The 13,959-nt window shown below is 41.6% G+C and carries 8 protein-coding genes; 5 read left to right on the top strand and 3 right to left on the bottom strand.

The window, feature by feature from the left end; genetic code table 11:
• Positions 1 to 1,198: 1,198 nt before the first annotated feature.
• Positions 1,199 to 1,831, top strand: a complete 633-nt coding sequence (locus BAU15_RS04465) for a DUF1361 domain-containing protein (protein ID WP_161841569.1) — start codon at positions 1,199 to 1,201, stop codon at positions 1,829 to 1,831.
• 129 nt (positions 1,832 to 1,960) lie between these two features.
• Here the strand turns inward: BAU15_RS04465 and BAU15_RS04460 are convergent, their stop codons facing one another.
• The 3 genes from BAU15_RS04460 to BAU15_RS04450 form a co-directional block, all read right to left on the bottom strand.
• The gene (locus BAU15_RS04460; RefSeq protein ID WP_161841568.1) at positions 1,961 to 2,593 is read right to left on the bottom strand and encodes a helix-turn-helix domain-containing protein; all 633 of its coding nucleotides are present in this window, start codon (positions 2,591 to 2,593) and stop codon (positions 1,961 to 1,963) included.
• Between the two features lie 73 nt (positions 2,594 to 2,666).
• Entirely contained in the window at positions 2,667 to 2,948 is a 282-nt protein-coding gene (locus BAU15_RS04455; RefSeq protein ID WP_161841567.1) for a hypothetical protein, read from the bottom strand.
• Positions 2,949 to 3,258: 310 nt separating this feature from the next.
• Entirely contained in the window at positions 3,259 to 4,059 is an 801-nt protein-coding gene (locus tag BAU15_RS04450) for a competence protein ComK (protein ID WP_161841566.1), read from the bottom strand.
• 168 nt (positions 4,060 to 4,227) lie between these two features.
• Here BAU15_RS04450 and BAU15_RS04445 point away from each other — a divergent pair, with 168 nt between their 5' ends.
• The 4 genes from BAU15_RS04445 to BAU15_RS04430 all read left to right on the top strand — a co-directional run bounded on the left by BAU15_RS04445 (position 4,228) and on the right by BAU15_RS04430 (position 13,939).
• Positions 4,228 to 4,722 carry a hypothetical protein gene (locus BAU15_RS04445; protein WP_161841565.1) on the top strand — a complete coding sequence of 165 codons (495 nt, stop codon included), beginning with the start codon at positions 4,228 to 4,230 and terminating at the stop codon, positions 4,720 to 4,722.
• 93 nt (positions 4,723 to 4,815) lie between these two features.
• On the top strand, positions 4,816 to 5,037 hold the full coding sequence (locus BAU15_RS04440; RefSeq protein ID WP_161841564.1) for a hypothetical protein: 222 nt from the start codon (positions 4,816 to 4,818) through the stop codon (positions 5,035 to 5,037).
• Positions 5,034 to 5,246, top strand: coding sequence for a DUF2922 domain-containing protein (locus BAU15_RS04435; RefSeq protein ID WP_161841563.1), 213 nt, complete (start codon positions 5,034 to 5,036; stop codon positions 5,244 to 5,246). The genes BAU15_RS04440 and BAU15_RS04435 overlap by 4 nt, the downstream gene beginning before the upstream one ends.
• Before the next feature lie 443 nt (positions 5,247 to 5,689).
• Complete coding sequence (locus BAU15_RS04430) at positions 5,690 to 13,939, top strand: SpaA isopeptide-forming pilin-related protein (RefSeq protein ID WP_161841562.1); 8,250 nt, start codon at positions 5,690 to 5,692, stop codon at positions 13,937 to 13,939.
• Positions 13,940 to 13,959: the final 20 nt, after the last annotated feature.

The following is a 13,959-nucleotide window of genomic DNA, read 5'->3' as shown; positions in this document are numbered from 1 at the left end:
CACAAACTTCTTGACACACCCTAATTATTAATAAACTGTAATATTAAACATTATATCACATATTGAATATATCAGAAGCTAGTATTTTTATCTCTGTAGGAATGACATTACTAATTAGTTCCTCCCGATACTGTACTAGATATGCATGCCGTAACATCAGTTAAATTACCTAATCCTGATGATAAGCCAATCACAAGATATCTTACATCTTGACATATTTAGATATAAAAAAGTATTTGTAATATAAGCTCTCTGAATAATACCATTTATATTTGCTGATATTGTTAAAGTGATATCTAGTGAGCTTGTAGTATTTGCACATTAAACAACATTTATTATCTAAAAATTTGTTGATGAGTCTTCAATATCTACACATTTTCCAAAAATTATTACAGCATTGATATTCTCATACTTGTATCGTTTTTTTGAATTATTACTGGGTTCACACTAGCCCTTTTTAATAAACTTATATGATTTTATTTAAAAAATCAGAAATCGTGCCAATGTAACAAGTATTGTCAGATTGTAGAGAAAATATATTATTGCTAAATTGTGAGTTTCCAGCAATTTCAATAGTACGTCCTAAAGTTTTTACTGAAGAATCGAATAACCTATCTCAAACCATTGATGACCAATTTCTACGAATGGCTAAAGACGTTCGATGCCGTTCCGAAATCAAAACCAGATAAGGGAGTTACTTACATGTAGAAGATGCATACTGGTTTTGATTGATTTTTTGAGGATAGACGCCTTGTGTTGATCAACAATCTCGCGGAACGTCACACCAAAGAGTTGGTATTTGTAAGAAAAAATATTTGCGTTTTGTAGTTTCGAAGGATTACTTACTTCCGGTGTGATTTTGAGCATCTATCGAACGGCTGAGGCAAACGGCTTGAACTCTGCTCGTTATTTGGAATTTCTATTTAAGAAAAGCCAAATATGGAGGAACCAACAAATACAGAACTGGATAAAGTACTCCCCTGGCAGGCGACTGTTCGAGAGTAGTGTGCAGTAGGATACTAAATAGGCTAAGCATAGCATGCGCTTGAGCTATTTAGTGTATAGGTAATAGATAATTCGACACTTACGATTCTATTTCAAATTTTTATTAAGAATGTTGAGTATTTGGGTACGTCTATTTATTATTCTCGAGAGGGTATGGTACACTAAAACTTATTGAATTATTGGAGTTGAGTAAATGAGAAATGTAGTCAGAATTTTGAGCCTCGTATTAATTGCTGTAGCGAGTGGTACGAAATTTTCCTTTTTGTCTTTAAATGTCTTCTTAGCGTATATCCCGCTGGAATTATCTTTTCAGATTTCTAATGCAAATAATAAATATTTGAAAATAATATTGAGCTTATTTTTCGTATTGTTTTTCCCTAACATTCCTTATTTGGTAACGGATATGATTCATATGGATATGTTGAAAATTTATGATTATAGTAACGGGATGAGTTCAGAAGCAGCGAGAGCTTGGTTGCTGATTATTTTATTATTCCTAGCGATTTTTGGGTTTGTTTTGATTGGTTTTGGAGAGCTTTTAAAACAAATTAGGGATCTTAAGCTGAACTTAGTTGTTCAATGGTTACTTACATTTTTTGTTTGTGGATTATCCTCTTTAGGGATATATGCTGGAAGATTTTCAGCACGACTTCATTCAGTAGATTTTTTACTTGATCCTCTCAAAGTCATCCAAATGATCTTCTTTGAGTGGTCCCTTGTGAAAGTCAAATTACTCGTGGTCTTACTATTCTTACATATCGCGATTATCGGTCTAATCGAATTAAATCGACGAATGCATTATAGTCAATCTAGTAGAAGATTATAAATTTATTTTCAATGAGTCAGCGTTTTTAGAGTGAGTTTATGAGGAACTTGTATTTCTGGGATATACCTATGATAGAGGGGGCTAAATTGAGAACTTGCGAGTTTTCGATCTAGCCCTTTTTCTGTGTGCTTAAGTGAGGCTTGCGAGGTAGCGATACATGCTGGGTTCGGGAATTGCTAGTAGTTTGGAGGTTTCGGCTACGCCACCTTTTGTGTGGAAGACGCCACGTTTTTTTAGTTCTGCCAGGATGGCTAATTTTTGTTTTTTATTGTATTTGCGCTGTCCTTCTAGTTGTAATTCCAAGAGGACTTCTTGAATAATTTCAGGAATTAATTTTGTGGGTTCTTCTAGGCTGCCGGGTGTTAAGGCAGTGGGTCTTTCTTCTAGCAAGCTGTCCAGCTGGACTAATGAAAGTAAGCTTGCGGCGGCTGCTTGATAGGCTGAGAAGTCTTGAATGATACTGAATAAACCAATTAGCTTGCCTTCTTCTCGAATGAGTAGAGTGGCGGCTTTTTTTGTTGGTGTGATTGTCGTGTCTAAGACAAGTTGGTCAGCCAGAAGGGTAGCTTTTTCGGCTAAAATATTTTTTGAAAAGAAGGGGAGTGTTGCTTCTTTTCGATAGGTGGCCGTGTCTGTAGACCAGACTTCTAGGATTTTGGCATCTGAACCTACTGATTGAAGGAGTATTTCGACTGGATTTGTGCTGATGTGTAGTAAAAATTCAGCGATTTGTGCCCACTGTTGTCGTTGTTTTTTATTCATCTGGACCCTCCATTTCTGATAAAAAAGTCCTTCACTCAAACTTTTTGACAAAAAGTTCAAGTGAAGGGGCTTTTTAAGCGATTTTATCGTGTTTATTACGATAGTTATTTTTACTCTGCACCACTACAGTCGGTAATTTCTCTATAGGGGCGACTGGTTTTCGTTTATTATAGCTGACCCGTGCACGCCAATACATGGCAAGTAACACTGCGTAGCTGACGAATAAAACGGCCTGAGCGCCAACAAAAAAGTAACTAATCCCTTTAGGGAAAGAAAGGTTTAAAAGGGAAGTGGCGATCAGCTGAATGGCAAATAAAAATAGTGAAAAACGACTCATAAATTTAAATAATTTCAAGATTTTCCCTCCAAGATCAACTTCTATAAATTTAACATGTTTTTTTACACAATGCTAGTTTTTTAATTTGTGTTTTTAATTTGATAAATTAGCTGAGTTGAAATCGGTTTAAAAAAATCTATCGTTATTTTTCTGCCATCGAATGAGCACAAATCTTATATCTACAAAAGTCTCTCTTCCTTTACGTGAGTAGCAATCAAGCTCGTTTCGCGTGTGTTCAGAAAATAATCAGCGACTAGTGAGACAAGATTTACTGAGATACGATCTAGTGAGATAAGATTTACTAAGACAAGGTTTATCGAAGTCTGGTCTAATCAAGCAGGATATTATGCGTTTCTTCGTATTGCTTTAGACGTTCTTCGTAGGCTATTTTTCGATACGAGGTAGAGAAGGCCCATTTCTCATATTGATAATCAGTTGGCGTCAACTTTTTGAAGATAACTGCGAGTAAGGGATTCATTTGTATATCCAAAAAGTTGGCTAGAGAATTCTGGCTGAGCAATTTGATAGGAAAGACGAATTCTTGATGAATGATGCCCCAAATAACAAAGGAACGAGACATGGAATGCTGCAATGCCCTCTTTTGAACAGGACTAGTAATCGAAAATTTATTGGAAAAGGTTATATAAGTGGTTAAGCCGTCTAGATGAATATCTGCCACCCGCGCAGGATTAATCCAAATAGTAGTATTCTGGCGCATAGGTGTCTCTAGGGGAATTAGGACAGAATTGAGCGTGGCAACGGGGATTTTATAGATGTGTGTGTCTAATAAATTAGAAATGGCTTTACAGTAGGTAATATAGCTGAAAAAGTGTGTTTGCAAAAGGATAAACTGGACGCAGCCTAAGGGTGGTTGATTGACGATGCGGATGTAATTCTCGTAGATGATTAGTGTGCAGAGTTCTTTGGAATCGCTTTCAAAAGGAATCAAAGCATAGATTTCATCTACATATTTTTCTGAAGGAGAGAGGGTTAATTGTCTAGAAAACTGGCGGCAGCTGTCGATTGAGTGAACGGAGTGTGCATGAAGTAGCTTCTGAAAAAGGGGATTTATTTGACGAGTTACGGGATGTGTAGTGTGTTCTTTTCTAAACATGTAGTGATTGCGCATAAAATTGCTCCTCCTCATAGATGCTTGTTTCATCGATAGTGTAACACGAAAAATAGCGAGAAAGTTTGCCGTTTTACATATCTGCGCGTTATTTTCACTTTTGCCATTGCAATCGGGTCGTTCTATGCTTTGTTTACCGGCCGGAATTCGATTAAAGGTGTGTTTTTTATGGATGAAAGAGAATTTGAAGAGTTGTTAGCTAAATATGAAGGATTATTTAGAAGTGTTTTGTCGAAGTGTCATGTCTATCAGGATAGTTTTCCTTACGAAGATTATCTGCAGCGGTTGCGTATTCAGTTTTTTGAGCTGTCCATTCCTCATGCGTCAATTAGAGCATTTGAATTAGCGTTTCCTGTGGGCTATTTGTTTCAACGACTGAGCTGGGAAATTATTAATCTTCAGCGGGTGGAAAAGCGTCAAGTAGAGGTTTTTCGCCGAATGACTTTGTATTATCGTGAGTCAGTCAGCTGTACTCCGCAAAATAAGGTCGAAGTCTTGAACTTATTTGAAAGTGTCTATCGTCGGGCGACGCCAACAGAAAAAGAATTTCTACAGTCTCTATTGAAGGAAACGCGAGTCAGCTATCTTGCAAAGCACTATAAAGTCACTCCGCAAACGATTCGTAACAAAAAAAGAGAGTTATTTCTAAAATATTTTAACTGATTTGAAAATAAATTTTTGTTTTTCCATTTAACTTACGTTACTACTAGTGTAAGCCGTGCACGGGTTGCCACAAAATAATAGGAGGTCAAAGAAATGCAAACATTAGAAAGTACAAAATTAACAGTGGTCATGATGGTCCCAGGAGTGGAGAAAACCGAAAAACAAACGATTGCTACAATTGCCCCGAACCCAGCAGAAGAACAAATTTTAGCTTTAGGTGATATTTTAGTAAGTTTTGCACCTGTTGCTACCGTTTGCGAATCAGTGATTAAGACAGAACAAGTCAGCTACAAGAAAACGGAGGAAGCTAAATGAAACAATTACATTTAAGTTTTTCAAACTCAATTGGTGGCAAACACACCTTTAAACCACTTTTATCAAATGGCGATTTAACAGGTGAAGAGGTCCACGCAAAAATGGATGAATTCAAGAAACTCACAATTTTCCAAAAAGATGGTATTTTATTATTCCAAGACTCTTTAAGTGCTAAATACGTCATCACGACTGAAGATGAATTATTCTAAACATCCCTCAGTTAATTAAAAAAACTAGTCTTTCCCACTTGGGAGAGGCTAGTTTTTTTCTTATCTACTGAATGGCTGAGCTACAAAAGTGCCCAAACAAAAAAAGAGAGAGACAACAATAGCCTCTCCCATACACGCTGACGAAAGAGCTTTCCCCAAAACTCTTTACATAATTATTATAATACAATTGTTATAGTTTGTGCAAATTTCTAGGTCGCTTGACTAGAGGAGAAAAATATTTTTTATTTTCAAGGATTGTGGAAAAGCTGTGAAGGTAAATTTTTGATTGTTTGATTTGTTTCGGCTTAACGGATTCATGAGAGGGGAAATTTCTTTGTGAAAAGCTAGTGTGATTTTGAGAGCTAGCTGCCTAAAATTTAAAGTGTATATCGTTGGAGATACCGAAACTTTCTTCATATACTTTAGTGAAGGAGGGATTCGATATGACCCATAAAAAATTTGAAAAAATAATCTATAGTGTAATGACTATCTTAGTTTTTTTGCAATCATTTATACCCATTCTTGCGGTGGCTGAGACACGGAGCTATTCCACCGCAATTGCCTTAGAGAAGGCGGAGCTGAGTGAGGAGGGTCAGTCTGTATTCCTCAAGTTGGCAGGAAGAGTCGATAATGAGGGACAGGCGCTGGAAGAAGTTCTTTCGCTGGCAGGTGGGACGGAGTTTGTTCCAAAGGAAGCTGAATCGTTAGGGGTAGGACAGTCTACATATAGGGTGTCTAAAGAGCAGCTAACCTTTCATATAAGTGCGGCTAGTCGTGGGACTTTCTCAATCGAAGTGCCACTAAAGTCTGAGACACTGACTGAAAATCTGACCGTTCATTTAGGTGAGCAAGTGATTAATCTAGCGGCTTCCAACAAATTAATGGAGCGCGCTGGTGGCTTATTATCCGAATTAACCACAACTGGTGAAACAGCACAAGCAACAAATTCAACGCAATCATCAAGTACAGCATCAACACAAAATTCAACTCAAGCATCAGAAACAACCGAAATATCAAATACTGCGGAAATTTCAGAAACAACGGAAACGTCGGAGACTGCAGAAACTTCAGATATAACGCAGGTGTCGGAGACTGCCGAAACGTCAGAGTCCGAAGAGTCTAATCGTGGGAAGCTGAACGAGCCGAGGGCTGCTGCGGGGACGGATATCCGCACGTATTTTCCTGGAGGGATGGGCACGATTATTGATCAGGCAGAGGTGAGTTTTTATGATAAAGAGGGTCAGCCGTTAGAGCAATCGGTGCCGGCTGATTCGGAGATTCGTCTACATTATGATTGGTCGATTCCAGAAGAGGTGCGTGAACAGATTCAAGCGGGAGATACTTTTACGTTTCATTTGCCAGAAGGGATTAAGCCTTTATCAAGTCAGTCGGGTGAATTGAAAGATGCGGCTGGCAAGACCTACGCTACTTACGTTTTGGATGAAGAGGGTCAAGTCGTGTTGACCTTTAATGAGCATGTGACGCAGGAATTTGAGATTGCTGGCTCTTTTGAGTATAGTGCGCGCTTTGATCAGATTCATATTGGTGGCCCGGGGGATTACACGATTACGTTTCCTACTGAGGATAAAATTCCGCCTGTTGAAGTGACCATTAAGCCGACTACTAACACGTCGATTGCCAAAAAAGGCCACTTCGATCGTACGCCAAATCCGACTGAGGTGACGTGGGAAGTGGACTTTAACCAAGCAATGAATCTGTTAGAGAATCCGACGATTACTGAAAAATGGCCAGCTGGCTTGGCGTATGAATCTGTTAAGGTTTATCAGTTAGTGATGAATTTTGATGGGACAGTGGCGCGCGTGGGCGAAGAGCTTTCACCTGACGATTATACAGTTGATGAGGCGGGCAATTTGACGATAAAAGGGGAAACGACGGAGGCTTATCGGGTCGTTTATCTGACACAAATCCAGGATGAGGCGATTCCTGAAGAGGGGGGTCAGGTAACTTTCGTGAATACAGCAACTCTGACAGATGACAAGCATCCGGATGGATTAGATGCCAGAGCTACGGTTACCAATACTTTTGGTAAGATGATCGAGAAGAAGCGGACAGGTTACGATGCCGCGAAGCAGGAGTTTTCATGGGAAATTGCCTACAATTATGGCGAAAAGAAAATTGCTGCAGCAGAGGCGATCATTCGTGATGAAATGAGTGAAAACCTGATCTTAACTGGCGAACCGCTGATTTATCCGATTACCTTTGGACCAAATGGCGAAGAAATCCAAGGCGAGACCCCTTTACGCGCAGGGACTGATTATGAATTTGTCAAAAATCCTACAGGAAATGGCTTCGTTATTCACTTTTTACAGGATATCGAGCGTGCCTATAAAATTACCTATAAGACACAGGTTAACGGGATTGTGACGGATGTGACGGCGATTGAAAACAGAGTGGCTAGTGGTAGCGGGGAAGCTGTGACGGAATCAGGGACGGCTCAGCAGCAGAATATCCTCAAGTCGCTGGATAATAGTAGCATTGATTACCGTAATCGCACGGTCGATTGGACGCTTAAAATAAATGCTAATCAGTATCAAATGACTGATTTACGGGTGACTGATACGTTTGCTCCAGTACCGGGTTTGACCTTGAAGAAGACGGTCGATTTGTCTCGCTATCAATTGACGATTACTAGTTCTTCAGGTCAAGAGTTGACTCAAGGAACGGACTATCGTGTGATTCCTAGCTTTAATGAAGCCAAGCAGCAAACCGGGTTTGTCTTGGAATTTCTGGGTACTTATAATCCGACGAATGAAGCCTTCACGGTGCACTACCGAACAACTTTTGATCCGGAGTTGATTGATCCTAACACGCCAGCACTGGATCATTTTACCAATCGGGCACGCGTTGATTGGACGGCGGAGAATGGCGAGCGTCATCATTCAGAGGATCAAGCGACCTTTAAACCGACGACTTCTTATGCTCTGAATGCTGAAAAAGGGGGCAGCTATAATGCCCAAACGAAGAAAATTACTTGGCGGGCAGTGATTAACCTGAGTGGTAATTTGCTAGAGAATGCGCAGTTTACTGATAAGATTTTGGAAAATCAACAGTATCTTGCGGGTTCGTTGAAAATCTATGAAGCGAAAACAAATCCCGATGGAACGGCTGTTAAGCTTGACCAGGAGGCAGATAATGAGTTGTTGCCGGCGGTGATTGAGCCAGCAGATGATAATCAACAAACCATGACGATTCGTTTCCCTGATGAAAGTCAGCACACGTATGTGATTGAGTTTGAGACTTCTGTCGAAGGGAAGGTGATTGAAACAGCCCAGAGTTACGATAATCATGCGACCTATGAAAATGCGGGTCAATCGCGAGATGTGTTGGGGCAAGTTTCCGTGAAAAATGGGGGCGCTCATTTGCAAAAATCTGGCGAACAGGATTCTGAAAATCCAGACTACGTGAATTGGCATCTAGTGATTAATCCGACTCAATCTGTCTTGAAAAATGTCGTCGTGGTGGACAAACCTTCAGCTAATCAGATTGTTGACGAAGCGTCCATACAGCTCTACCAAACGACTGTCGCGGTGGATGGCACGGTGACACCGGATCTGACCAAACCTTTACAAAAAGACCTAGATTACACCGTTGTCTTGACGACTGACAACCTCACGGGGGAACAAACGATTGAGGTGAAGCTGCTCCACGAGATTGAGACGGCTTATGTGATGAACTATCGAGCGTTGATTAATTCTTCAGCGGCGGGCAGCAGTGATAAGCTGACCAATCAGGCGACGATTACAGGGGATGGCGAGCGCGTGGTGACGGACAATAGTGGTAGGGATATCACCGTGTCAATCGATCATAGTGGAGGCTCGGCTTCTGGGAAAAAAGGTCAAATTACGTTCAAAAAGACCGCTGAGGACCGTGCGACTACCTTAACGGGGGCTCATTTCCAATTATGGGATGCTACCAAATCGCAAGTTGTCCGAGAAGGTGAGGTCGATGAAACGGGTCAAATTACCTTTGGGAACTTAGTGATTGGCGATTATTTATTAGTCGAAACTAGCGCGCCGATTGGTTATACGATTCCCAACGATTTAGTGCGGGGACGTCGGGTATCAATTACTGCGGCGACGTCATCAGAAACGGCGGAACCGACAGTTGTGGTAAATACGCCGAATAAAGTTATTTTAACTAAGACCAATGAACGAAATGAAGGCTTAGCCAACGCGACATTCTTATTGGAAAAACAACAAGGCGCATTATGGCTACCGAGTCGTCACTATACGACAAATGCACAGGGGATTTTAGAAATAGATGGCTTATTAGTGGGAGCGTATCGTCTAACGGAAGTCACAGCACCCGAAGGTTACCTCGTGAATCCCACGCCACTGACATTTACGGTGGCTCAGAATGAGCAAAATCAATTGCCTACGATTCGCCTATCGCTGACGGATTATCAAGGGTCAGCAGAGTTGACGAAAGTAGCCAAGGATGGAACAAGCTTGGCCGGTGCGTTATTTAACGTCATTGATGCGCAGGGTGAGATTGTTCAGGAAGGACTGGCATCAGACGAGCAGGGCGTCGTCCGTGTGACTAACTTGGCGCCAGGAAATTATGCGTTTGTCGAAAGCCAAGCGCCGACGGGTTACGTAGTGAATACAGAAACCTATCCGTTCGCGATTGCTGAGGAAGCGGATGAAAAACCGGCAGTGGTTACAGCTGGCCAAGCGATTAATTATCAAGGCTCGGCGGAGCTAACGAAGCAAGATGAAGCGGGCAATCCTTTGGCTGGCGCCATCTTTAGAGTGGTTGATGAAGAAGGTCAGACGGTCAAAGAGAACTTGGCTTCGGATGCATCTGGTAAGGTCAAGATTGACGGTTTACGTGCGGGTTCGTACCAATTTATCGAGACGAAAGCACCTGCAGGTTATATTTTAAACACGAAGGCTGTCGATTTTACAATCGCTGAGTCTAGCAAAGGGGAACCGGCGATCGTTGAAGCGGGCAGTCTGATCAATTATCAAGGAGCTGTCAGCATTCAAAAAGTAAATTCCGCGGAGGAACCTTTAGCGGGCGCAGAATTCACCTTATACGATAGTCAAATGAACGTCTTGGATAAAATGATTTCCCAAGCGGATGGCCAGATTTTATTTGAACATTTAGCACCAGGAACCTATTATTTAGTTGAAACGGTGGCGCCTAAACTACCTGACGGCACCGATTATGTGATCAATCCTTATCCGGTAGAAGTGGTTATTCCTGAGACGACGGATAATCAGCCAGTCAAAATCGATAAAGGCCAATTCCAAAACTTCAAGGGTACAGCGGAGATTCAAAAAACGGGTGCACATGGCTCGATTGCAGGCGCTGAGTTTGCTTTGAGTGTGCTGGAAGATGGGCAAGAAAAATTTGAACGAACCGTGGTTGTTCCTGAGTCGGGGATTTTACCAATCGAGGACTTGGGTGCAGGATCGTACAAATTAGTCGAAACCAAAGCAGCACCAGGCTACATTATTAATAGTCAACCAATCTATTTCGTGGTGGGAGAAACCACGGAGGACGTGACGGACGCGCTATTGTTCGAGAATTATCAATCTGAGCTGATTGGTAAAAAAGTGGCTGGCGATGGCTTGACAGAAGCTGGCTTAGTGGGGGCAGAATTCCAAATCTATCAACAGTTATCTGATGGAACAAAAGGCGATGGACCGATTTCATTTAAAGATAAAAGTGGTCAAACACTGGATACACTGACGACTGATTCGACTGGCGAATTCTATGCAGCAGGCCTGCCGATTGGACGTTACGTCTTGATTGAAACTAAAGCTCCAGCTGGTTATGTTTTGGATACGACCGCTCATGCCTTTGAAATCAGTCAGCAACTGGGTAAACCAGAACCATTTGACCTCGGGAATATCGATAATTATCGTGGACAAATCGACATCACGAAAACGAACGCCAATAAAGAATTGTTAGAAGGTGGAACGTTCATCTTAGCGCAAGATCCCGCTGGTAGTCAGCCAGTTACGGTGATTGGAATGGCTGGCGAGGAAACCACCGAGCTGCATGCTGTCGCTGGCCATATCAAAGCGCAAGGATTACAGCCGGGAACTTATTATTTAGTCGAAACTAGTGCACCAACAGGATTTATCGTCAATACACAGCCAATCAAACTCGTGATTCCAGAACAAGCTGAAGGGAAAGCTGGGTTAACGATTTCTGATGAGTTGATTAACTATCAAGGATCGGTTGAGTTGACGAAAGTTGATGAAGCAGACGAACCATTAGCAGGAGCCGAATTCAAGATTGTTGATGTTGATGGAGAAACGGTTCAAGAGTCACTGATTTCTGACGAGGCCGGGAAAGTTAAAGCAAGGAACTTAGCCCCTGGAGATTACCAATTGGTAGAAACGAAAGCACCAGACGGCTATATCTTGAATAGCGTGCCAGTAGATTTCACGATTGGAAACTCCGCATCAGGTCAGCCAGAGGTAGTCACGATAGAAAATCCAATGATTAATTATCAAGGATCAGTTGAGTTGACGAAAGTCGATGAAGAAAACGAACCATTAGCTAGAGCCGAATTCAAGATTATTGATGTTGACGGTGAAACGGTGCAAGAAGGACTGATATCTGACGAGGACGGGAAAGTTAAAGCGAGTGGACTAGCCCCTGGAGATTACCAATTGGTAGAAACGAAAGCACCAGACGGCTATATCTTGAATACAACCCCGGTAGATTTCACAATTGGTAACTCTAATGAAGGTAAACCAGAAACGGTTATGATTGAGAAATCGATAATCAATTATCAAGGATCAGTTGAGTTGACGAAAGTTGATGAAGCAGACGAACCATTAGCAGGAGCCGAATTCAAGATTGTTGATACAAATGGAGAGACAGTCCAGGAGTCACTGATTTCTGACGAGGCCGGGAAAGTTAAAGCGAGTGGACTAGCTCCTGGCGATTACCAATTTGTAGAAACTAAGGCACCGACTGGTTATATCTTGAATACAACCCCGGTAGATTTCACAATTGGTAAGTCTGCTGAAGGTCAGCCAGAGATGGTTATCATTGAGAAATCGATAATCAATTATCAAGGTTCAGTCGTGATGATGAAGGTTGATGAATCGGATCAACCTTTAGCAGGAGCGGAATTCAAGATTGTTGATGCAGATGGAGAAACGGTGCAAGAAGGACTTGTTTCGGATGAAGCTGGGAAAGTTAAGGCAAGGAACTTAACCCCAGGAGATTACCAATTTATAGAAACCAAAGCACCAGACGGCTATATCTTGAATAGCATGCCAGTAGATTTCGCAATCGATAATTCTAATGAAGGTAAACCAGAGACGGTTGTGATTGAGAAATCGATGATTAACTATCAAGGATCAGTTGAGTTGACGAAAGTTGATGAAGCAGACGAACCATTAGCAGGAGCCGAATTCAAGATTGTTAATACAGATGGAGAAACGGTTCAAGAGTCACTGATTTCTGACGAGGACGGGAAAGTTAATGCGAGTAGATTAGCTCCCGGTGACTATCAATTGGTAGAAACGAAAGCACCAGACGGTTATATCTTGAATAGCGTGCCTGTTGCTTTCACAATCGGTAATTCTAATGAAGGTAAACCAGAAACTGTTATGATTGAGAAATCGATAATCAACTATCAAGGTTCAGTTGAGTTGACGAAAGTAGATGAATCTGACGAACCATTGGCTGGAGCGGAATTCAAGATTGTTGATGCAGATGGAGAGACAGTCCAAGAGTCACTGGTTTCTGACGAGGACGGGAAAGTTAAAGTAAGGAACTTAGCCCCTGGAGATTACCAATTTGTAGAAACGAAAGCACCAGACGGCTATATTTTAAATACCACATCAATTGCTTTCACAATTGATAATTCTAATGAAGGTCAGCCAGAAACAGTTATCATTGAAAATCCGATGATTAACTATCAAGGCTCTGTCGTGATGATGAAGGTTGATGAATCGGATCAACCTCTAGCAGGTGCAGAGTTCAAGATTGTCGATATAGATGGCAAAACCGTTCGGGAATCTCTTGCCTCTGACGAAGCTGGGAATGTTGCTGCGGATGGACTGGCTCCTGGTGACTATCAGCTAGTAGAAACCAAAGCGCCAGCTGGCTATATTTTGAATACAAAAATAATCAAGTTTACGATTGACGCTTCTCATGAAGGAAAGCCTGCAACTGTTGATATTGGCGAACATTTCATCAATTATCAGGGGGCTGCTGAGTTGACAAAAGTCGATGAAGCGAATGAACCGCTAGCTGGAGCAGAGTTTAAGGTACTTGATGAGCAAAGGAAATCGGTAGCTACGCAGCTTATTTCCGACGATCAAGGGAAAATTTCTGTGGCTGGTTTGGCACCAGGGACCTATCAGTTTGTCGAAGTTGCGGCACCAACGGGTTATGAATTAAACGAGCAGCCAGTATCCTTTACGATAGAGGAAGCGACTGAAAATGAACCAGCTGTTCAAAATGTTGGGAATTTCATTAATAAAAGGACACCAGAACCTGTGCCAAATAAACCAGTACCACCAAAATCTGAGGGTGAGAAACCAGATGCTCAACCGACGGAATCCGCAGGCTCAAAATCTACGACTAAGCCATTACCCAAAACGAACGATCAGAACAATTTGGGACTTGTAGTGCTTGGGATAGGCGTAGTGATTGTGGCAGGTATTCTATATTATTGGAAGAAGAAAAAGAACTAACCAAAAGTAACTGTCATTTC

The organism is Candidatus Enterococcus huntleyi, assembly GCF_009933175.1.
Taxonomy (GTDB): Bacteria; Bacillota; Bacilli; order Lactobacillales; family Enterococcaceae; genus Enterococcus_K; species Enterococcus_K huntleyi.
This window is presented reverse-complemented; position numbering and strand designations above follow the sequence as displayed.